Origin of the sequence: Flavipsychrobacter stenotrophus (genome assembly GCF_002954265.1) — a bacterium.
Taxonomy (GTDB): domain Bacteria; phylum Bacteroidota; class Bacteroidia; order Chitinophagales; family Chitinophagaceae; genus Flavipsychrobacter; species Flavipsychrobacter stenotrophus.
In genome coordinates this window covers 145200-167674 of sequence record NZ_PPSL01000002.1, presented here as the reverse complement: position 1 = coordinate 167674, position 22475 = coordinate 145200, and the positions used below count along the sequence as shown (strand labels likewise).

The following is a 22475-nucleotide window of genomic DNA, read 5'->3' as shown; positions in this document are numbered from 1 at the left end:
ACAGAGATGAAAGCAAAATATACACTGGTAACTATCTTAGTGTTACTGTTAACGACAACAATTGCACAGGCTCAGACTGAAATGGCTGATACTATGCGTTCAAATGGTAAAATATATGTTGTTGTTGCAGTATTAGCTACTATATTTGCGGGGATTTTTGCTTATTTGATATATCTGGACAGGAAACTAACAAAGGCAGAAAAGAGTTAAACAAATAGTATTCATTAATTTAAAAAACAAATAAGGTGGAAAATCAAGGTCACTACAGTTTTTTTCAGGGCGTAGAACGCAACTTTGATAAGGCGTCTAAGTACACGCGTTTTGAAGCGGGTATACTTGAGCAGATCAAAGCTTGTAATTCAGTTTATCGTATGAAATTCCCGGTAAGAATCGGAGATAGCATAGAAGTTATCGAAGCTTACCGTGTACAGCACTCTCACCATAAGCTGCCTTGTAAAGGTGGTATCCGTTACAGCATGGATGTAAATCAGGATGAAGTGATGGCACTTGCCGCGCTGATGACTTACAAGTGTGCGATAGTAAACGTTCCATTTGGTGGTGGTAAGGGTGGTATAAAGATCGATCCTAAGAAATATACAACTTTCGAGCTTGAAAAAATTACCCGTCGTTATGCTTCTGAATTAGTGAAGAAGAATTTCATTGGCCCTGGTATAGATGTTCCTGCTCCCGATTACGGTACAGGTTCACGCGAAATGAGCTGGATCGTTGATACTTACGCTTCATTGAAGCCAGGTGAGGTTGATGCATTGGCATGTATTACAGGTAAGCCTGTAACGCAGGGTGGTGTACGTGGCCGTACTGAAGCTACAGGTCTTGGTGTCTATTATGGTATCCGCGAAGCTGTAAGCATTGAAGAGGACATGACAAGACTGGGGCTTACTACCGGTGTTAAAGGTAAGAAGGTGATAGTGCAGGGAATGGGTAATGTGGGTTACCACGCTGCAAAGTTCTTCTATGACAATGGCGCAATAATAGTAGGTCTTTCTGAATATGAAGGTGGAATATATAGCGAAGCTGGTCTGAACCTTTACGAAGTGGTAAACCACCGTAAATCTACAGGCAGCATCCTAAACTTCCCCGGTGCTACTAACATGGCTACCAGCTCTACTACGCTTGAAATGCCTTGCGATATATTGATCCCTTCAGCATTAGAGAACGTGATCAATGCAAGCAATGCTGATCGTATACAGGCTAAAATAATAGGTGAAGGTGCTAACGGGCCGTTGACACCTGAAGCTGACGAAATACTTGGCGCAAAGGGAGTAATGATCATACCAGACATGTACCTGAATGCAGGTGGTGTTACGGTATCTTACTTCGAATGGTTGAAGAACCTGAGCCACGTTCGTTTTGGCCGTATGGACAAGCGTTTCAGCGAAAACCAGAATGGTTCTATACTGAATGCTGTTGAAAACCTGACTGGCAAGAAAGCAACAGATACAGAGCGCAAGCAGATACTGCATGGCCCTGATGAAGCTGATTTGGTTTACTCTGGTCTTGAAGATACAATGATCAGCTCTTACCACGAGATCCACGAAGAGTGGGTGCGTTTGGAGCGCAAAGTGGATATGCGTACTGCGGCATTCGTAGTTGCTATCAACAAGGTTGGTGTATCTTACGAAGAACTGGGTATCTTCCCATAGTCGGTTGTCGATATTTATATAATTATTAAGGCTGCCAATTGGCAGCCTTAATAATTATATTTCAGTTGATCAAGTGGCTTTCACCAGCGATCAGTTATAGAAGCAGTGCCTGCAGCGAGGTTCGTAAATGTTCTTTTCGCCAAGTAATACCTGATCGTCTATTTTAGGGATACGGTATGAGTAGTTGGCGATATCGCCGCACTTTACGCAGATAGCGTGGAGCTTGGTGACGTACTCAGCGCGAGACATAAGCGCTGGCATGGGGCCAAAAGGATTGCCCAGATAGTCCATGTCCAGACCGGCAACAATAACGCGGATACCATTCAATGCCAGTTTTTCTGCCACCTCTACTATTTCGGGATTAAAGAACTGAGCTTCGTCAATACCTACTACATCCACACCTGATGCGAGTAAAAGTATGTTGAACGGGCTATCTATGGGGGTAGAGCGGACTCTGGACGAGTCGTGCGACACAATGTCTTCTGGATGGTAACGGGTGTCTACAGCGGGTTTAAATATCTCTGCCCTCTGTCCTGCTATATCCACACGTTTCAGTCGTCTTATCAGTTCCTCTGTTTTGCCTGAGAACATGCTACCTGCAATCACTTCTATCCAACCTTTCTTTTTATTCCCTGAGTATGGTTCTATAAACATAGTATATGCGCTATAATAATGACGGGCATAAGATCATTAGGCCCTACTGTAAAAGTAAAAACTTAACTGTAAATTATTATGGTGGTTTTTGCCTTATTTATCCCCAAAAAATGTAATGGGGAGGATAGTGGCTCTTGTGGTGGAACGGGAGTCTAATACGTCTCAAAGAGACGCCTGCCCGATTACTGTTAGTGCGCCCTGCGCCAAGCTTACAGTGACACTAAAGTGGTTGAAGTGAAATTAAAGTCTATACTTTTTATTGCAACAGTATATTATCGATAAGCCTTATCTCGCCGATTTTGGCGGCGATAAGGGTGATCATTGGAACGCTATTGTCGTAGTTGCTGAGTAGTTGCAGGTTGTTGGCATCGGCAAGGGCAACATATTCGGGTGTGAAGCCTTTGGCGATAAGCAAGTCGGTACATTCTTTCTGAACAATTGCGAAGTTTCCGCCGGCTTGTTTAGTTTGAATGGAGACCAGGCACTGGTACAGCAATGCTGCCAAAGCACGCTGAGGTTCGGTAAGGCGGCGGTTGCGGGAACTCATAGCCAGGCCATCCTGCTCGCGTAAAGTGGGGGAAATGACCAGATTAAGCGATGGCAACCCAAGTATTTCAATTAATTTTTTGATGACCATGCACTGCTGATAGTCTTTCTGTCCGAGGTAGAGCGTATGTGGTTTTACAATGTCGAGCAGGCGGCTTACAATTTGCCCAACCCCCTTAAAATGGCCTGGCCTGTTGGCCCCTTCCAGAATGGTATCGAGGTAGCCGAAATCATAAGTTTTCATTTTGTCCGTACCTCCCGGGTACATCTCTTCCACTGAAGGCAGGAAAAGCACGTCACAGCCCGCCTGTAGCAGCATTTCGATGTCGGCATCGGTAGATACCGGGTACTGTTCATAGTCCTTTTTGTCGTTGAACTGGGTGGGATTGAGGAAGATGCTGCATACGGTGAACATGCCCTGAGCGTGTGCGTTTTTCACCAGGCTGATATGTCCTGAATGCAGGGCACCCATGGTGGGTATAAAGCCGATATTTAAATTATTTTCAACCTTGTGGCGAAGAAAATCACCTAACTGTGCAGCCTCCTTAAAGATCACCATGTTATTTTTTTTAATTAGAAACGAGTGCAAATTACGGTTGCAATTCAATATTTTCGTAATTTTGCAGACTATTTGTTATTTATTAATAATTAATCTAACGAATGTCAGCAGACACAAAGAAGCGTGTATTAATTATTGCCAACGAGTTATCTCCATACACTGAGTTTACGGATTTTGCACATATCCTTAATAAACTGGCGATTAAGACTTTTGATTCCGGACTCGAGATCCGTGTAATAATGCCGCGATTTGGCGTTATCAACGAGCGCCGTCACAGGCTGCATGAGGTGGTACGACTGTCGGGTATCAATGTGATCATCGATAAGGATGATTATCCATTGCAGATAAAGGTGGCATCCTTGCCTAATGCCAGGCTGCAGGTTTATTTCATGGACAACGAGGATTATTTCAAGCGCAAGTCTGTTTTCAGAGACGATCAGGATGAGTTTTTTGATGACAACGCTGAGCGTATGATCTTCTTTTGTAAGAGCGCATTGGAGACCGTTAAGAAGTTTGGCTGGCCTCCGCATGTGATCCATTGCCATGGCTGGATGACTTCATTAGCACCGCTTTACCTGAAGACCACTTATAAGAAAGAACCTGTTTTTGGCTACAGTAAAGTAATTTACACTGCTCAGGCAGATCAATTTGCCGAGACATTGAATCCCAATTTCATGAAGAAAGCTATGATCAGCAGTGAGATAAAGGATAAAGATTTCGAAGCATTCAAGCCGGGTACTAATAGTGCGTTGACAATAGGCGGAAGCAGACACGCAGACGTAGTTGTGATAGGCTCTGACACGATAGGCGACAATATCTCTGACGAACTGAAGCCAAGTAAGACCAAGAAGATAGTGAAGTATGATGAGGCCTGGAAGGAAGATGTTTCTTCACTGCTGGAGCTTTATAAAAGCTTAACAGAGTCTTAGTTTTTCTTTTATCATCTTAGCACCCTAAAAAAAAGTATTTTGAATCCTGGTTTTCGTCGTTTGAAATTTATATATGCTTTACTGGCATTAGTAGTGGTGGGATTCAGTGCATGCCGTGAGCGTACGCTGATCAGTTCTTCTTTATCGCCTGCCAGTGACACGGTAGGTGTAAGGGCAGATACATTGTCATGTATTACACATACGTTTTACACCGATGATGTTATTACCAGTTTTAATGCATCGGGGGCGTATGAATACCAGGCAATAGGTACGCTTACAGATTCATTTTTTGGTACTACAACTGCAGCTACTTTTTTCCAGATAACAAATTCCGGTGGTGTGACAAGTATGGCTACTATTGCTGATCATATTGATTCTATAGTATTAACCATCCCTTATTCCAACTTTTCCTACGGTGATACTGGCAATCTAAGCCTTACCCAATCTTATCAGGTATTTTATCTCGACGATACAATAGGGTACAACAGTATTTATTTCCCATATTCCAATAAAGCTATCAATATAGCCAGCCCATTGAGCGATCCTGTTACGGTAAATCTTCACAACCTGAAAGATTCTGTAAGGGTAGCAGGTGTCAATTATGCTCCGGCAATGAGGATAAGGCTTAAGAAGAATGAAATATATCCTAAATTGAGCGCAGCGGTAGGAGCCTATGCTGCATCTCCTTCATCAGCAACATTTGTTGAAGCATTCAAGGGGATATGCATAAGGCCAACCAGTCTGGTACAGTTCAATAAAGTATTGCCTTATTTTGTACTTAATGGTAGTGATGACTATACCAGAGCGGGTATATTGGTGTACTACCACGATACTGCAAGTGCAGACAGTGCGCAACATCTTGCGTTTTCTCATGAGCAGTCGGTATGTGCGCATTTCAATAATGTAACAAAGTCTTATAGCCGCTACCCGATAAACAGTCTGTTTAATTCTACGCAAGCAAATGATTCGATCGTAGCAATACAGAACCAGCCAGGTGCTTCAATAGATCTAAAAGTGTACGGCCTGTTGAGCAAAATACCTAAGGGTGTGGTGATCAACAAGGCAGAGATACAGCTATCTCTTATTGCACCTCTGAATCCCGCAAAATTATTTCCGGGCGACCAGATATACCCTGTTGGTGTAGGTAATGGTGTGTACCCCGCGGGCACAACTGCAGGTGGTGAATACACTGTACTGGACAGGTTTCCATTAAGTACTACATCGGTATACAGTGTGCTTGATGGTACACCTCATACTATAAATTATGGGACTACCGGTATTACGACATACACCATAGGTATTCCAAGAGAGGTGATCTCAAGTATAGCCGCCGGAAATGATACGCTTCATTACCACATAAGAGGTACACAGGTGTTGTATGGCGCCTACCGGTTATTAGCTGCCGGAGGAAATTATAGTGACATAAGATACAAGGCAAAGCTAATTGTTGTACATTCATCCCTAAAAAAATAACCCATGTGTGGCATAGTAGGTTACATCGGTAACAGGCAGGCATTTCCCATCCTGATAAAAGGCCTTAAGCGCCTTGAGTATCGGGGTTATGACAGCGCAGGAGTTGCGTTGCTGAATGGGGACATGACCGTATTTAAGAAAGCAGGAAAGGTAATAGAACTGGAAAAAGTTGTAGATCCTAACAGATTAGGCGCAACTATAGGCATAGGGCATACCCGTTGGGCAACCCACGGAGAACCTAATGACCGGAATGCGCATCCGCATCTTTCACAGTCTGGCGAATTAGCTATAATCCATAACGGAATTATAGAAAATTATGCTTCGATAAAGGCAGAATTGGAGCGCAGAGGTTATGTTTTTCATTCTGATACTGATACGGAAGTATTGGTGAACCTGATAGAAGAAGTAAAGAAAACTGAAAATACAACACTTGATAATGCTGTGCGTATAGCCCTTAATGAGGTTGTAGGTGCATATGCGATAGTGGTGCTGAACGTTAATAACCCCGATCAACTTGTAGCTGCGCGTAAGGGTAGCCCGTTGGTAATGGGTATTGGTGACGATGAGTTTTTCATAGGGTCTGATGCGTCATCTATCATTGAGTACACCAAGAATGTGGTGTATCTGGATGATCAGGAGTTTGCAGTGATCAACCGTGATGGAACCTATTCCATCCGTACGTTAGGCAACGTAGAAAAATCGCATGCTATACAGAAACTGGAGTTTTCGCTTGAAATGATCGAGAAAGGTAATTTCGAACACTTCATGCTGAAGGAGATCTACGAGCAGCCAAAGGCAATTGAAGATTCTCTTCGTGGCCGAATGAATGCGTCTCAGGGATGGATAAAGTTGGGTGGACTTGATGAATATATCAACCGTATTGATAAGGCTGAGCGCTTTATCATTACAGCGTGTGGTACATCATGGCACTCAGGTATGATCGGTGAATATTTGCTGGAAGATCTGGCACGTATACCTGTAGAAGTAGAATATGCATCTGAGTTCCGTTATCGTAATCCGATCATCAGGGATAATGATGTGGTTATTGCTATTTCTCAGTCAGGAGAGACAGCCGATACACTTGCAGCTATAGAGTTGGCTAAGGAAAGGCAGGCATTGATCTATGGTATCTGTAACGTTATCGGGTCTTCTATAGCCCGTGCATCCCATGCCGGATCTTATACACATGCCGGTCCTGAAATTGGTGTTGCATCAACAAAGGCGTTCTCTACACAGGTGTCTATCATCACGCTGATAGCGTTGCAGATTGCACAGGTAAAGGGTACGATCCCAACATCTAAGATGAGGGAGATCCTTTATGAACTGGAGAACATTTCGAAGAAGATAGAAGAAACATTATTACTTAATGACCAGATAAAGGAGATTGCCGCGATCTATAAAGACGCCAATAACTTCCTGTATCTGGGTCGTGGTTATAACTTCCCTGTAGCACTGGAAGGCGCATTGAAGCTTAAGGAAATTTCTTATATACACGCTGAAGGATACCCGGCTGCAGAAATGAAGCACGGACCGATAGCGCTTATTGACGAGAACATGCCGGTGGTATTCCTTGCAACCAATAAGAGTGCTTATGAGAAGATAGTTTCTAACGTGCAGGAAGTAAAAGCACGTAAAGGAAAGATCATAGCAGTAGTGCTAAAGGGCGATACGCAGATAGCAGAATTGGCTGATCACGTAATTGAAGTGCCGGAGACTGAAGAAATACTTTCACCACTGATCACTATTGTACCACTTCAGCTATTAGCGTACCATATAGCTATCATGAGAGGTTGTAATGTAGACCAGCCGCGCAACTTAGCAAAATCAGTAACAGTAGAGTAACTACAGCAGAGTCTAAATTTTTATTATAAAAAAAATAAATTTTAAAAGCAGCATGCCATATCTTTTTACATCGGAATCGGTATCAGAAGGTCATCCGGATAAAATTGCAGACCAGATATCAGACGCACTCGTCGATAATTTCCTCGCCTGGGATCCTCAGTCGAAAATTGCTTGTGAAACACTAGTTACTACGGGGCTTGTGGTATTGGCAGGTGAAGTAAAATGCAATACTTATATTGATGTGCAGACTATAGCACGTGACGTAATTAAGAAAATAGGGTACACAAAAAGCGAGTATAAATTTGAAGCTGAATCGTGCGCTGTAATTACTGCAATACATGAGCAGTCAGCTGATATTAACCAGGGTGTAGAGCGTAAGATAAAAGAAGAGCAAGGTGCAGGAGACCAGGGTATGATGTTTGGTTATGCAACTAACGAAACAGAAAATTATATGCCGTTGGCACTTGACCTGGCACACAACCTGTTATTGCAATTGTCGGCTATCAGAAATGAAGGCAAGCAGATGAAGTATCTCCGCCCTGATGCAAAAAGCCAGGTAACGCTGGAATATGGCGATGATAACAAGCCTGTGCGTATTGATGCTATTGTAATTTCTACACAGCATGATGATTTTGCAGAAGAGAAGGCCATGCAGGACCGTATCACTAAGGACGTTAAGACCATACTGATACCTCGCGTTATTAAGAGTTACCCGCAGTACAAACATTTGTTCAATGATAAGATCAAGTATCACATCAACCCTACAGGTAAGTTTGTGATAGGTGGTCCTCATGGCGATACAGGTCTTACAGGCCGTAAGATCATAGTTGATACTTATGGTGGTAAGGGTGCTCATGGCGGTGGTGCATTCTCCGGTAAAGATCCTAGCAAGGTGGACAGGTCTGCAGCATATGCTACGCGTCACATAGCTAAAAACCTTGTTGCAGGAGGTGTTTGCGACGAAGTATTGGTACAGGTATCTTATGCGATAGGTGTAGCTAAGCCAACAAGTATTTTTGTAGATACTAAGGGTACTTCTAAGCTGAAGTTGACTGATGGCCAGATAAGTACTATTGTACAGGAAGTATTTGACATGCGTCCGTACTTTATTGAAGAGCGTTTGAAACTGCGCCAGCCTATGTATAGCGAATGTGCTGCTTATGGACATATGGGCCGTAAGTCTGAAACTGTTACCAAAGAGTTTAAGGCTGCTGATGGTAAGTTGAAGAAGGTAAAGGTTGAATTGTTTACATGGGAGAAGTTGGACTATGTAACTAAAGTAAAGAAAGCGTTTGGTCTGAAATAAGATCAATGTTCATAAAGATTGAAGCGGGATGTTTTAGGACATCCCGCTTTTTTGTTTTGGGAGCGGGAAGCTTCTATTAATATGCAGCTCATGTTGAGTAGAGACGTAATTACGTGTCTCTGCAAGAGCTTAGATGTGCTATTTACTGGCACTTGTTTTGCATGCTTTGTATTGTCAAACCATCTAAATTTGTTGGTCATATGCAGTTATCGCTTCATCAGCTTGTTCCATTACCATTAAGAGAGAAAATAGCCGGTCGCTCGTCGGGTATCTGGGAGGGTGATCTTGTGCTTAATGAGAAGGATCATGTATTTATAAAGGCTCCATCGGGGACAGGGAAGACTACGCTGATACATATGCTATATGGTATGCGTGATGACTATGAGGGCACGGTGAAGTGGGATAACCTGGAAATGAAGAGGGGGAGTGCAGCAGAAATATCACAATTGCGAACAAAGGATGTGAGTGTGATCTTTCAGGACATGCGCTTATTTCCTGAGTTGACGGCATGGGAGAACCTTGATATAAAACGGAGGCTTACAAATACCATTACAGCGCAGCAGGTAACTAACTGGATGGATGAACTGGGAGTGGCCGATAAGCGCTTGTCATTGGCTCGGAAACTATCTTATGGGGAACAGCAGCGGGTGGCCATAATAAGGGCGCTATTGCAGCCATTTAAGTGGTTGCTGATGGATGAGCCATTCAGCCACCTGGACCACGTAAATATAGCAAAGGCGACGAAGCTAATAAGTGAGGTTGTTAAGCAAAATAACGCCGGGATGATATTGGCGGATCTTGATGATAATAATTTCTTTCCTTACACTCAAACAATTGTGCTATGAGTGATAAAACCAGAAATATATTGCTGAGAAAATTGCTGCTGCGTAACAACAGTAAAGGCCGCTTATGGGCTGCCATGATAGCCCTGTTTGTTGGTAATACATTGCTGCTATTGTCTGTGTTGATATGGTGGAACTTTAATGAGTTGCTGTATGGTAAGACTGAAAATGATAGCCTTGGCAGTACGTTCCTGATCATAGGGAAGAAGGTAACCAATAGTAACATGGGGCAGCCAGGTGCTACGTTGTTTACACCTGCTGATGTTGACTCTGTAAACAAGGCTCCGCAGGTGCAATCGGTTGGTGCTATAGTATCTAACCACTTTCCTGTTTATGCAATGATGGGTGGTGATATGGGGTTTGCAACTGATCTGCCGCTGGAGAGTGTGCCTGATCGCTTCCTTGATAGCAAACCTGCTGACTGGGACTGGCAGCCGGGAAGCAGAGATCTACCGATCATTATGTCTTCTCAATTTCTGGACCTGTATAATTATGTATTTGCACCAAGCCAGGGACTTCCGCAGTTATCTGAGTCGTCGGTAAAGTCGCTGGCATTGAATGTAAAGGCCGGTCCGCCTGATATGGCAGAGACTTACACTGCACATGTGGTGGGGTTTTCTGATAGGATAGGATCGGTGCTGGTGCCGCAGGCATTCATTGATTATGGTAATCAAAAATATGGCAAGCAGGGGAGCGGAGTTGCTCCATCTCAGTTGATATTGAAAACAAAGGATCCATCCGATATAAAGTTTACAGAGTTCATACAAAGGAAGAATTATACAACCAATTCGCAGAACCTAAGGTGGAGCAGGATACGTGCCATAGTAGAGGTGGTGGCCAGCGCAACAGGTGTACTGGCTTTACTGCTGATGGGCATAGGTACATTGGTATTTGTGTTGTTCATTGAATTGACGATAGCAAAGGCGCATCAGTCGCTGACATTGCTTAAAGAGATAGGATATAGTCCCGGTTACCTGAGTGGGTTTATGGTGAAGCGGTTTGTACCGTTGGTGCTAGTGGTGGTGATCTTTAGTGCGGGCATAACAGTTGGCGTGCAAGTAGTGGCGGCAGACATGGCGAAAGCGCAAGGGTTGGCGTTGCATACCTTGCCGGGGTTGCCTTTATGGGCTGCATTGACGGTCAGCACGGGTATATTGTTGGTGCTGGTGGTAAGGTCTATTACTGGAGCAATAAGGGAATAGTTATTTCTTTTTCTTTGGAGCTACCAGTGAGTAGGAGTGGTCGATCTGTTCTTTTAATTCTTTGTTGGTAAGTGAGCCGTCTACAATCACACTGTTCCAATGTTTTTTGTTCATGTGATAGCCGGGGATGATAGATGTGTGTTGTTCGCGTAGTTCTACTGCACGGTCGGGGTCGCACTTAACGTTGAATTGAAGAGGCTGTGCATCTAGGCCCATGAGTAGAAATATCTTTCCATTTACTTTAAATACAAGTGTGTCATTCCCGAAGGGCATTCCTTCTTCGGTGTTTGGTTTGGCTAATGCGTATTCTCTTATTTCTTCGATATTCATAGAGCGAATTTATGGGAATTTAGGAAATCATCATTATAGCAGGAAGTTGTAAATTACAGTGCGATGAATAATAACGGAATTGAGATAGAGCGCCGGTTTATATTGAGGAGTAAGCCTGCTGCGACGCCACATGAGGAGTACAGTATCTTTCAGAAATATTCGAACAATGGTTGGCGGTACAGGCGGCAGCAGGGTGGGGGTGACGTAGTATATTACAAGACCCGCAAAACAACTATTGCCAGTGGTGTGAATGAGGAAGAAGAGTATGCGATAACTGAAGAAGAATTTCTTAATGATTGCGGTACTGCTACTAAGGGTATAAGCAAGACCCGATCAGTGTTTCAGCATGAGGGGTTAAGGTTTGAGGTGGATATTTTTCATCACATAAACCTGGTGATAATGGAGGTGGAACTGAATGATATTGCGCAATCATTTTCATTCCCCGATCATTTGAAAGAGTTAGTGATATTTGAAATAACGGGCATTAAAGAGTTTAGTAACAGTGCGCTTGCAACGGCCGATTATTTAAAAAGATAAGTGCCGTAATAAAGATAGCACAATGCCTAATGTATTGTTAAAGACAGAAAATAGTTATGAGAATAATGTAGCCTTTGTAATTTTACATCGTCAATTTAAATGACACCAAACTATGAGTGCTGATGTACTCTTTATTGCTCAATTGCCCGTCACTTTTTCTCCTCTTGTTTCTGCTAAGGCATCGGATGCTGTAATAGCTCTGCCCTTCCAAATCAAAGAAAATATGGTGAACCACAAGAAGATGGTACACCCACCAAGTGCCGCTTTGGCATAGATGGGTTACTACCGTTTAGCCATCTTAATTGATCTCCCGAATAGGGGATATGACCTTGTTTTATTAATTTTCACACATACAAACTTACAATTATGACTTTCAGTGGTTTTATGTCCGGCTACGGCTGGATCATTCTGTGCATCATTGCACTTATTTTATACAAGATCATTCTTCGTGTATTCTTTGGTATGATCATCATACCAGAAAGCAGTATAGGACTGGTTACGAAGAAATTTACATTATCGAGCTCTAACCGTTTGCCCGACGGCAGGATCATAGCAACCAAGGGCGAAGCGGGTTTTCAGGCTAAAACATTAGCTCCCGGTCTGTACTGGTTCATGTGGCCATGGCAGTATAGCGTAGAACTATCTGTGTTCACTGTTATTCCTGAAGGCCATATTGGTATGGTGTTGGCAAGAGATGGTGAAGAGATACCTACAGGCCGCATACTCAGCCGTAAAGTAGATTGCGATAACTTCCAGGATGCACAAGCGTTTTTGGATAATGGTGGCCAGAGAGGTAGGCAGACTGCTTTTATTACTGCCGGTTCTTACCGTATCAACACCTACTTGTTTGAGATAACGATGGTAGGACAAACAGTGATAAGAGAGAGCATGGTAGGTATAGTGACCACACTAGATGGTGAGCCACTGGCACAAGGGCAGATAGCGGGCACCATGGTGGATGGCCACAACAACTTCCAGGACATTGACAGCTTCCTTAAAAATGGTGGTTGCCGTGGTTTGCAGCCGCAAGTGATACTTGCAGGTTCTTACTACATTAATACATGGGCTGTGCAGATAGAAGAGAGCTATATGACAGAGGTGCCAATTGGCCATGTGGGCGTGTGCATCAGCTATATAGGTGAAGATGGTGAAGACCAGACAGGTACTACCTTTAAGCATGGTAATATAGTAACCAAGGGACACAGAGGTGTATGGATGGAACCGCTGGGTCCTGGTAAATACCCGATCAACCGTTACGCTATGAAGGTGGAACTGGTGCCTACAACCAACCTGGTGCTTAACTGGGCCAATGCCCGCAGTGAAGCTCATGCGTTGGACAAGAACCTTTCTACCATTACCGTGCGTTCAAAGGACGGTTTCCCGTTCAACCTTGACGTAGCGCAGATCATACACGTTCCGGCCAATGATGCACCAAAAGTGATAGCTAGGTTCGGTAGTATGAACAACCTGGTATCGCAGGTGCTGGAACCAACTATTGGTAACTATTTCCGTAACTCGGCACAGGACAGTGATGTGATCTCTTTCTTAACTACACGTAAGGAAAGACAAGAATCTGCAAGGGCGCATATAAGGGCTGTATTGGAAGAGTATAACGTGAATGCTGTTGATACATTGATAGGTGATATCGTACCTCCTGAAGCATTGATGAAGACGCTTACTGACCGTAAGATAGCACAGGAAGAAGAGAAGACCTATGAGACACAACGTATGGCACAGGAAAGAAGGCAGGGTATGGAAAAGGAAACAGCTATTGCAGATATGCAGCGCGAGATAGTAAAGGCACAACAGAGTGTGGAAATATCTCAGCGTACTGCCGATTCAGTGGTTAAGAAAGCAGAGGGTGATGCTACGAGCCTGAAGCTGCAGGTAAACGCAGAAGCAGAAGCTACCAAGATGCGTGCTAATGCGGAAGCAGAGGCAACAAAGTTGAGGGCAGGTGCACAGGCAGAAGCTACGAAATTGAACGCATCAGCAGAAGCGGAAAGGATATCCAAAACCGGTAATGCCGAAGCAGAGAAGATACTGGCTATTGGTAAGAGTACCGCAGAAGCTTACGAACTGCAGGTAAGTGCAATGGGTGGAGATAACTTTACCCGTTATAAGATCACCGAAGAGATAGGTGCAAAGAACATAAAGGTGATACCTGATATTATGATCAGTGGCAGCAATGGTTCTGATGGTCCGATGAATGGATTGATGGGCTTGAAACTGATGGAAATGATGAGTGAGAAGAAGAAGGGTGAGGAGCCGAAAATTTAAGCGTTGAAAGGCCGGCAGCAATGCCGGCCTTTTTTTTTGAGAGCGGGAAAGAGAGCGAAGAGCGGAAGGGTTGATGTGTTACAAAGAGAGTACGTCCCGATGCAGAATGTCGTGGTTCGGCGCGGCTCACCATGACATTTGGTGGAGTTACAGAAAAACATGCATAATGCTTGTGAGCTCAGAGTAGGTAATTGGCGTATTATAACAAAATGGTTAGTTGGAGAACTGTATATTTGATTTGTAAAATACTTATGATGAAAAAGGTTTTTGGTACTGCTATTTTGTTGGTTGTTCTATCATTGATATCTGTTGATGTGGTGGCAAAGAACAAAGGTGCTAAGAAGGTGCCCGGAGTATGGCAGGAACAACCAATAATAATTGATGGCAGCAGTGCTGACTGGAAGACACCGTATCCTTATTATGATGAAGATGCTATGTTGGGTTACTCTGTGAGTAATGATAGCGAGAATCTCTACATAACGGTGCAGACAGGTGATGCAGCAACCCAGTTGAAGATACTGGAAGGGGGATTGACGGTGTGGGTAGATAAGACTGGTAAACAAGATGAGGTAACCGCAATTAACTTTCCGATACCTGCCAATTATAAAAACAGGCAACATGCAAAGGATGGTTCTTACAGCCGGGAGGAAAATGAACCAGACCCAGGACCGCAGGAGGCTGTGCAGAAGAGAATAATAGAGATGCAGCAGAACGTAAAGAAAGCGATAGCAGCAGCCGATGAATATTCACTCCAGGGTTTTAAGGGTTGCAATCTTCAATTTCCGGTAAAGGCAGAGAACTCATGTGGTATAGTAGTTCGGATAGACATGGATCAGGATAATGAACTGATATGGGAGGCGAAGGTGCCTTTCAAAGCATTTTACTTTAAGTCTAAAATAGACAGGACAGATAAGAACAGGACGATAGCTATTTGTTTTGAAACAACAGGATCAAAGAGGCCCGACGGTCAAGCTACTCGGACAGTAAGAGGAAGGGGTAGAAGCGGCGGTTTCAGACCATCTATAGGGATCGGCGGAATGGGTATGGGGATGCAGTTTGGTGGGAGCGGTAACCAAAGCGCCGCTTATGATCCTAACGCCAACCTGATGGAGTCGTTGTATAAGAGTACGAAGACGTGGGTGGTGACTGGTGTAGCGGTAAAGTGATATTGATAATTCGATTGTAATTTCTTATTTTAGACAAAACGAACTTATGTCAAAGTATAAATCAGTGTGTATATTGTTGGGAATGCCATTTTTACTTACTTCATGTTTCCCTACGCAGAAACTGCCTAAGAGATATAAAAGCTATGCTGCCCGCAATTATGTGCCTACAAAGGATAGCATAAAATACTTTGTTGGCGTGAGCGGATATGCACATGGTGGAGGTGGCAGCGAGAAAGTGAAGGTAGAACAGGGGAAGAATATCTTTTCGCTTTCAGGAGAAGGACAGAAGCAACTGATAGAATCAATAGCAGATAATGAGAAGACATCAGAGGAGCTGTTGGCGAAGCTGTCTGAAGATATCATACCAGGCACAAGGGAGGTAAAGCTGAGGGATATGACCCGCTTTAACAGGAAGCTGTCGTTTTCGGTAGATAACCTCAGGATGAACCCAGCAGACAGGATAATGAAAGTGACCATTTCTATAGCTCCGTCTCCAGGCTCCGAGATAAAGATTGTATCATGCAACAAGCTGACTGCAGATAACAAGGCTGTGGTATTATCGTCGGGCATTACTGCCGGCGCAGTGAATCTGTTGGAAGAACCTAAAGGTAACAACGACCTTGTGGGTAGTCTTAGTGCTGATGTGGCTTTTGAATATAAAGGTGCTACTTCAACTAAGGAGGTTTATGTATTTAACGGTTTGTACAATCGCGATAAGACGACAGTAAAGCCCAATGATGTGGTCATCTCGCAGCAACGGTGTGTGTATCCTGATCTTGCAAAGGATGAGGTATTGTCATGCAGTTATGAGGCTGTAGTGAGGCATGTAATAGATGGGGACAATACCATAAGTGAGGCTGATGATGAAATAGAAGTGGTGAAGGGTAAGGCTACAACCAGTGACATATCTATCATTACAAAGGGACAATTAACGCCGAAGTTGTGGATGATAACCGACAGCAGGAATAACTTGGAGTTGAATGGCCCTACTGGCCAGAGCGTATTGCTTTTTGCTACTTACGAGGACGCGCTGAATTTTATAACCTGGTTCAAAAGGTCTTCTTCAGAAATATTGGTGAATAGTAAAATGGGTAATGGTGCATATCAGGCCGAATTGTCGGGTGGGGCTACATTGACTGATAGCTTTATTAAGAATTGTGTGGTGAAGGGGTTGTAAAGTTCCGCAGGTATTGAGGGTTCACTCAAATGTTTTTATTAGACTACCTGTTTCAGTAGCGCATTGCTAAGTTGAACTACGTCGTAGTTGGAGATTCGATGCCTTCTGCATCAATAATAGAGTGAAAGTGCTGTTGAGAGGAGTAGGATTATGGTGCAAGCCTTGCTTTTACCCATGTGTCGTTTTCAGACCGGGTGAAAAGTATACGGTCATGCATACGGCTGCTGCGGCCCTGCCAGAATTCTATTTGCGTTGGCTCTACAATATATCCACCCCAATGAGGAGGACGTGGAATGGTAGTGTCGGCAAATTTTGCTTCGTAATCCTGATAGTTTTTGTCGAGCACCGAACGATCGGATATTACCTCGCTTTGTGGAGATGACCAGGCACCGATGCGGCTACCTGCAGGGCGGGAGTGAAAATACTGATCGCTTTCTTCTGCTGATATTTTCCTGATCTTACCTTCTACACGTACTTGTCGTTCCAGTTCTTTCCAGAAGAATAGTAATGCAGCACTGTCGTGCGAGGCTATCTGCCGGCCTTTATTGCTGTCGTAGTTGGTGAAAAAGATAAAGCCGTTATGTTCTACACCTTTCAACAACACAATACGCGCATGGGGCTTGCCCTCTGCGCTTACCGTTGCCAGTGTCATGGCATTTACTTCAGAAATCTGTGCTGTTTGCGCCTCACCAAACCACCTATGGAAAAAAGCTAAAGGATCATTTCCTGTTATGCTTTCGTCTAGTGCTGCCAGCGTGTAATCCTGGCGGATATGAGCAATATGCGTGGTTGATGCGGACAAGGCCAATTACTTTTTATCTCCTGAACCGAGATACTTTACCATTACGTAAACTAATTCTATGGTCATAAGGATAGAGAATACCCACATAAGAGTAGGGCCTACATTCTTATTTACATTATCGTAAAATGCACTGAGCATCAAATGGTTCATATTGTTCGATTTTCGGCTGCAAGATAAGTATTTAAAATGGAAAGTTAAAAGCGGAAGAAGTGAAAATTCATCATTTTTAGTGGAGGTAATTGCATTTTCATCGTATGACTGATGAGGATCATTCTAAAAAGGTACAAATGAATGTGTATCAATTGGCAGGCCGGGTGCATATTTGAGGACAGTAATAACTAGGTTACCACTTTTTGTAATTATCTTCATTCCAAATTTCCGGCATCCATGCTGTTGCGCCATGTACCGTTTTTAAAATCAGTATTTATATACTCCTTCACTGCTTTTGGCGGACCGCAGGGGCATATGGGTATGATGGTAAAAACATTTGTGCAAAAGCGAAAAGATGTTACGGAAGATGAATTACTTGAATATAATGCATTTTGCCAGATGCTGCCGGGGCCATCGTCTACCCAAACGGTGACATTGATAGCCATGAAGAGAGGGGGGATTCCGCTGGCATGTATCACTTTATTGTTGTGGGTGTTTCCGGCAGCACTTATTATGGGGTTGTTTTCTTTTTTGATCTACTTTTTTACCCCGGGTGCAATTCACGGTCACAAAAATATCCCTACAGATCTGTTTGCCTATATACAGCCCATGTCAGTTGGGTTCGTGTGCTATGCAGCTGCGCGAATGATGGGCAGCAGTATCAAACACGTAGCGACCACTTCTATAATGATTGGTAGTATTCTTGCTACGGTCTTGTTCCGTTCTCCATGGGTATTCCCGTGTTTGCTACTTGTTTCTGGTACACTAAGTAACTTCAGTAACAAGCGTATCCCGGGGTCTCAGCAAAAGCCAAAGAGGATCAACTGGATCAATTTGTGGCTATTCGCGCTACTGTTTGTAGGTGCAGGGGTGGTGAGTGAACTATCGAGGAGTCAGGGGTGGAGTCATGGACGTATTTATAACCTGTTCGAGAATTTTTATCGTTTCGGTGCTATTGTGTTTGGTGGCGGACAGGCTTTGCTACCCATGATGTATTACCAGTTTGTGAGTATGCCGATACAGCATCATGCGACTACAGTACTGTCGGCAGAGCAGTTATTAACAGGCTTTGGTATGGTTCAGGCTGTGCCCGGCCCGGTATTCTCTGTTTGCTCCTATGTGGGTGGTATAGCTATGAGTGGCGACGGACCTATGTGGCAGATGATAGGCTGTATAGTTGCTACAACGGCAGTTTTCCTGCCGAGTACCTTGTTGCTGTTTTTCTTTTTCCCGATATATGAGAACCTTAAACATCACGTAATTATATTCAGGGCATTGGAGGGCATTAATGCTGCTATTGTCGGTATCATATGGGCATCGGGTATTGTACTGTTCCAGTCCATACAATTTGAATGGAGCAACCTTGTAGTGGTAGCCATCACTTTTTGCCTGCTTTATTTTAGTAAGATACCCTCACCGCTTATTGTGGTAGGGTGGTTATTGATGGGGTTGACGCTGCATCATTAAAGCAAAAAAAGAGTGAATACCAGCGGCATTCACTCTTTTAGACATCATTAAAGATGTTGTTTAGTCTGTCTCCTGTAGCAAAGACTTAATGTCTTCTGTAAGTTTCTTTATGTCGCTTTGTTCAAGGCCGTTATAAAAGCCGCGAATACGACCATGGCGATCGACAAGTGAGTAATGCTCATCGTGAATGAAATCATTTTCAATATTTACCCCAACAGTGTCTTCTTTAGCATTGATCAAGTAGCTATATCGAGCCATGTCATATAACTCTTTCTTACTGCCGGTAAGGAACATCCATTGGTTGGGGTCTGCGTCAAAACGCAGACTATAAGCCTTTAGTGCAGCTACGGTGTCTTTCTTAGGATCTACAGTGTGCGATAAGATGATCACATCTTTGTTGCCACGGTAAGCTTTATAGATCTGTGTCATATTTTCGTTCATGCGCGGACATATACCTTTGCAGGTTGCGAAGAAGTAAGAAACAACAACCACTTTTCCTTTTACGTCGGCATTGGTAATAACTTTTCCGTCCTGGTTAGTGAATGAAAAGGCACCGACATGATGATTACGGTCGCCCTCAATAATTGGGAGTGCTGATAATTTACGTTCGTTATGCACATCATGATTTACTTTGTAGTAATAGCCAAGAAAAGCTATACCCAATATCATGAAGAATGCTATGAGAATTTTTGCCATGGCCGCAAAATTAAACCTAAATGAAACGAAAAATACATTCAGTTTTAAATATGCGTCCGTTATAGCGCTGTATTTGTCTTAATAAATTGTGAAAACCGATTTGTGAATAATTATCAGGTTTTACTAATATTTAATAACTTCTACCCCTTATCTACCGAAAACTTGCCAGGGCCCAGGAACAAAAAGCCAATGTATACAAAGCCAAGTTCAATGGCGTGTGAGGCTTCACCCAGATCTCCGCCGGTATTGAAATGATGGAGGCTAGCGACCATAAACAAGAAGATCATGAACAAGCTTACCAGCCTGAACCACAGGCCAAGTATAGAAAACAGGCCGCCAACAGTTTCTGTTAGTGCGGCAACGAAGCCCCAGAATGTAGGCCAGAAATGAATGTGTAGTGATCCCATGGCTTCACCTAAGCCGGCCCATTTTTCAGGGTGGGCAATTTTGGGTAATCCATGAAAGATCATCATGGCACCAATGCCAGTGCGCATAATGAATAATCCGGCATTTCTGTAATTACCTAATTGTGAGAATAGTGCCATATTGTGAGTTGCAAAGGGTGCGCTGTAAATTTACTAAGCATTGGGAATAATACGTTGGTTTTCGCAATAATTCTCACCAGTACTGCGTTTAGCTGACTTGTTTTGGTAAAGTTATCGTAAAGGTGCTTCCCTTGCCTGGTTCGCTTGTTGCTGTAATATTGCCTTTATTGGCTTTTATAAATTCATAGCAGAGCAACAACCCCAGCCCTATACCTTTCTCGCCACCGGTGCCGTAAGTGCTGTTGTTGGTCACGACTTTAAATAACTTATCCAGTTGCTGTTGGGTCATACCTACGCCGGTGTCGGATACAGATATAGAAACATCTTCGGCATTTTCATTGGCGGATAAAGTAATCCTTCCCCGCTCTCCGGTGAATTTTATTGCATTGTTTATGAGATTTCTAATTACTACGTCAATTTGTCCTTTGTCGGCAAGTGCGGTAGTATGTTCAGGAATATTGTTGTGGATGGTAACCATCTTTTTTGATGCAGTGCCTTGTACTAATGAAATGTTGTCCACTGTTATCTTATGTATATCGATAGTTTGGGTGAGAATAGATTTTTCTCCCTGCATATGGCTTTTAGACCAGTTTAGCAGATTGTCGAGGAGCAGATTAAGCGAGTTGATCTGCTTATTTATTTCCGGCTTTAGTTCCATAAATTCTTCCACCGAAAGTTCATCCTTATCCAGCATGTCCATTGCACTACTGAATGCGTTCATTGGTCCTCTCAGGTCGTGAGACAACACAGAAAAGGTCTTGTCTTTATACTGATTCAACTCTTCGAGCATGGTAGCCTGCTTTTGAATTTCGGCGGTCTGCGCCATACTCATTTCTTTGTTCTTCTTTTCTCTTTTTCTACTTATATACAGCAGGCTAACAACGATTGCCAACAGCCCTATTCCTGAGATAAGGCCCCATTGTGTTGCCCTCTGTTTTTCGAGTTTTGCCTGCTTAATAATTCTGTCTTTCTGAAGGAGTTCAATCTCCCCTTGTTTTTTCTTCAGTTCGTAGTCAAACTGAACCTCCTGCATGTGTTTGTCATTGTTTTCTCCGTAAAGCGTATCGTTATAAGCGTAGGTAATTCGCGCATATCTAAGTGCTTCACCTATATTGCCTGTCTGTTCATATGCCTTACTAAGCATATTGCTTATCTCTGATATTTCCCGCTTGATGCCTGCCGCTTTCATCACCTCTATTGCTTCCAGCAGGTGAGGTATGCCCTCTTTGGGTATTCCTTTTTTGATCAGTACATTGCCGATCCCTCTTCTGGCAAATGCCGCGCCTACCTCATCGTGAGTTATAGTGCATTGCTCTAGCCCCTTTGTGAAAGAAGATAGTGCTGTATCAAGCTGCCCTGTTGCCAGATAGTTTTCGCCAACATTGATCAGGCAGCTCCCCAGCCAGTAATGATTCTGAATTGAATCTGCAAGATGCAGGGCTTTGTTGTAATAGAATAGTGAATTTTTATAGTCCTGAAGCTGGCCGTATACCGACGCTACAGAAGTGTAGTTAACGATAATTCCCTGGATATCTCCTATGGGTTGGTATAGGGCACTTGCCTTTGTAATGTATTCTTTAGCTTTTGATCGATTACCAATAAGGGAATAGATGTCGGCAATATCTCTGTATGATTCGCTGATGCCCGTTGTGACCTTGTATTTTTCATAAATACTAAGTGCTTTGAGGTAGCATCCAATGGCATCGGCATATTGACCTTTATCCCGATAAATATCACCCATTGCCAGCATTGCTCTTCCGCCACGCTCGTAATTGTTATTTTGGTCTGCTATCGCGGAATCTTTTTGTAGTGCGGCAAGCGCTTTATCCATGTTACGCATACGGTAGTACGAAACATTGATATTATATAGGGTCATGCATTCCTTATCCGTTAGGCCTGCTTTGTGGAATACCGCCAGGCCATTTTCATAGTACCAGATCGATGAGTCATATTGGTTGCGCATTGTATGGGCAACACCTATCATGTAATAGCTCTTGCCCATGCCCATTGCATAGTCGTTTTTTTGCGCTATGGCCAATGCTCTCCTGGCAACAATCTCTGTAGAGTCTGGACTAATGTCGCGATAACTGTTGGTCATTTCCAACATTATATTGACAGTGGTAGTGTCGTTATTCTTAAACTCTAACAGAACGGCTTTAAGGCTATCAAGTTTTTGCCCGTATCCCGTATAGCAATGTACGGTGCATAAAAGCGTGCATAAAAAGGCAGCAGATGTGAGCCGCCAGGTGTTGTGGGGTAGGGGGCGTTTTTTCATTGGGTGTAGTTAGTTTGGTAGAAAGCTAAAGGG

22 protein-coding genes are annotated in these 22475 nt (G+C 43.4%); 14 read left to right on the top strand and 8 right to left on the bottom strand.

The features are described 5' to 3' along the window. The first annotated feature begins 6 nt into the window (after positions 1 to 6). Both CJD36_RS05875 and CJD36_RS05870 read left to right on the top strand, forming a co-directional pair. A complete protein-coding gene (locus CJD36_RS05875; protein ID WP_105038208.1) occupies positions 7 to 210 on the top strand; it encodes a CcmD family protein in 204 nt (67 codons plus the stop codon). 35 nt (positions 211 to 245) lie between these two features. Next, a complete protein-coding gene (locus tag CJD36_RS05870) occupies positions 246 to 1664 on the top strand; it encodes a Glu/Leu/Phe/Val family dehydrogenase (RefSeq protein WP_105038207.1) in 1419 nt (472 codons plus the stop codon). A 90-nt stretch (positions 1665 to 1754) separates the two neighbouring features. Here CJD36_RS05870 and CJD36_RS05865 read toward each other — a convergent pair whose 3' ends face one another. Further along, positions 1755 to 2318: a thymidine kinase gene (locus CJD36_RS05865; protein ID WP_105038206.1), complete on the bottom strand. Its 564-nt coding sequence runs from the start codon at positions 2316 to 2318 to the stop codon at positions 1755 to 1757. Positions 2319 to 2574: 256 nt separating this feature from the next. Then, positions 2575 to 3423: a pantoate--beta-alanine ligase gene (gene panC, locus CJD36_RS05860; RefSeq protein WP_105038205.1), complete on the bottom strand. Its 849-nt coding sequence runs from the start codon at positions 3421 to 3423 to the stop codon at positions 2575 to 2577. A gap of 101 nt (positions 3424 to 3524) precedes the next feature. Here panC and CJD36_RS05855 point away from each other — a divergent pair, with 101 nt between their 5' ends. The 6 genes from CJD36_RS05855 to CJD36_RS05830 all read left to right on the top strand — a co-directional run bounded on the left by CJD36_RS05855 (position 3525) and on the right by CJD36_RS05830 (position 11017). Next, entirely contained in the window at positions 3525 to 4352 is an 828-nt protein-coding gene (locus tag CJD36_RS05855) for a glycogen/starch synthase (RefSeq protein ID WP_105038204.1), read from the top strand. Positions 4353 to 4391: 39 nt separating this feature from the next. Further along, on the top strand, positions 4392 to 5825 hold the full coding sequence (locus CJD36_RS05850; RefSeq protein WP_161499220.1) for a DUF4270 family protein: 1434 nt from the start codon (positions 4392 to 4394) through the stop codon (positions 5823 to 5825). A 3-nt stretch (positions 5826 to 5828) separates the two neighbouring features. Further along, entirely contained in the window at positions 5829 to 7667 is a 1839-nt protein-coding gene (gene glmS, locus CJD36_RS05845; protein WP_105038202.1) for a glutamine--fructose-6-phosphate transaminase (isomerizing), read from the top strand. A 52-nt stretch (positions 7668 to 7719) separates the two neighbouring features. Beyond that, a complete protein-coding gene (gene metK / locus CJD36_RS05840) occupies positions 7720 to 8973 on the top strand; it encodes a methionine adenosyltransferase (protein WP_105038201.1) in 1254 nt (417 codons plus the stop codon). A gap of 200 nt (positions 8974 to 9173) precedes the next feature. Continuing rightward, positions 9174 to 9818: an ATP-binding cassette domain-containing protein gene (locus tag CJD36_RS05835; RefSeq protein ID WP_161499219.1), complete on the top strand. Its 645-nt coding sequence runs from the start codon at positions 9174 to 9176 to the stop codon at positions 9816 to 9818. Then, positions 9815 to 11017, top strand: a complete 1203-nt coding sequence (locus CJD36_RS05830; protein ID WP_105038199.1) for a hypothetical protein — start codon at positions 9815 to 9817, stop codon at positions 11015 to 11017. Before CJD36_RS05835 ends, CJD36_RS05830 begins: the two co-directional genes overlap by 4 nt. Here CJD36_RS05830 and CJD36_RS05825 read toward each other — a convergent pair whose 3' ends face one another. Beyond that, complete coding sequence (locus CJD36_RS05825) at positions 11018 to 11347, bottom strand: MmcQ/YjbR family DNA-binding protein (RefSeq protein WP_105038198.1); 330 nt, start codon at positions 11345 to 11347, stop codon at positions 11018 to 11020. 63 nt (positions 11348 to 11410) lie between these two features. Between CJD36_RS05825 and CJD36_RS05820 the strand changes: the two genes are divergently transcribed. The 5 genes from CJD36_RS05820 (at position 11411) to CJD36_RS05805 (ending at position 16507) form a co-directional block, all read left to right on the top strand. Further along, positions 11411 to 11884, top strand: a complete 474-nt coding sequence (locus CJD36_RS05820; protein WP_105038197.1) for a CYTH domain-containing protein — start codon at positions 11411 to 11413, stop codon at positions 11882 to 11884. A 112-nt stretch (positions 11885 to 11996) separates the two neighbouring features. Next, positions 11997 to 12158, top strand: coding sequence for a hypothetical protein (locus CJD36_RS23200; RefSeq protein WP_161499218.1), 162 nt, complete (start codon positions 11997 to 11999; stop codon positions 12156 to 12158). Between the two features lie 92 nt (positions 12159 to 12250). Continuing rightward, positions 12251 to 14164: an SPFH domain-containing protein gene (locus tag CJD36_RS05815; protein WP_105038196.1), complete on the top strand. Its 1914-nt coding sequence runs from the start codon at positions 12251 to 12253 to the stop codon at positions 14162 to 14164. A 254-nt stretch (positions 14165 to 14418) separates the two neighbouring features. After that, a complete protein-coding gene (locus CJD36_RS05810; RefSeq protein ID WP_133162518.1) occupies positions 14419 to 15330 on the top strand; it encodes a hypothetical protein in 912 nt (303 codons plus the stop codon). A gap of 46 nt (positions 15331 to 15376) precedes the next feature. After that, positions 15377 to 16507 (top strand): hypothetical protein, encoded by a 1131-nt coding sequence (locus CJD36_RS05805; protein WP_133162517.1) that lies wholly within the window; start codon positions 15377 to 15379, stop codon positions 16505 to 16507. A gap of 148 nt (positions 16508 to 16655) precedes the next feature. Here CJD36_RS05805 and pdxH read toward each other — a convergent pair whose 3' ends face one another. Both pdxH and CJD36_RS23195 read right to left on the bottom strand, forming a co-directional pair. Then, on the bottom strand, positions 16656 to 17309 hold the full coding sequence (gene pdxH, locus CJD36_RS05800) for a pyridoxamine 5'-phosphate oxidase (RefSeq protein WP_105038193.1): 654 nt from the start codon (positions 17307 to 17309) through the stop codon (positions 16656 to 16658). A 6-nt stretch (positions 17310 to 17315) separates the two neighbouring features. Further along, positions 17316 to 17459, bottom strand: a complete 144-nt coding sequence (locus CJD36_RS23195) for a hypothetical protein (RefSeq protein WP_161499217.1) — start codon at positions 17457 to 17459, stop codon at positions 17316 to 17318. Positions 17460 to 17696: 237 nt separating this feature from the next. Between CJD36_RS23195 and chrA the strand changes: the two genes are divergently transcribed. Next, a complete protein-coding gene (chrA, locus tag CJD36_RS05795; RefSeq protein WP_105038192.1) occupies positions 17697 to 18926 on the top strand; it encodes a chromate efflux transporter in 1230 nt (409 codons plus the stop codon). Positions 18927 to 18986: 60 nt separating this feature from the next. Here chrA and CJD36_RS05790 read toward each other — a convergent pair whose 3' ends face one another. From CJD36_RS05790 to CJD36_RS05780, 3 genes are all read right to left on the bottom strand, one after another. Then, the gene (locus CJD36_RS05790) at positions 18987 to 19622 is read right to left on the bottom strand and encodes an SCO family protein (RefSeq protein ID WP_105038191.1); all 636 of its coding nucleotides are present in this window, start codon (positions 19620 to 19622) and stop codon (positions 18987 to 18989) included. A 140-nt stretch (positions 19623 to 19762) separates the two neighbouring features. Next, positions 19763 to 20167: a DoxX family protein gene (locus CJD36_RS05785; protein ID WP_105038190.1), complete on the bottom strand. Its 405-nt coding sequence runs from the start codon at positions 20165 to 20167 to the stop codon at positions 19763 to 19765. Positions 20168 to 20255: 88 nt separating this feature from the next. Continuing rightward, positions 20256 to 22442, bottom strand: a complete 2187-nt coding sequence (locus CJD36_RS05780; protein ID WP_105038189.1) for a tetratricopeptide repeat-containing sensor histidine kinase — start codon at positions 22440 to 22442, stop codon at positions 20256 to 20258. Between the last annotated feature and the right edge of the window lie 33 nt (positions 22443 to 22475).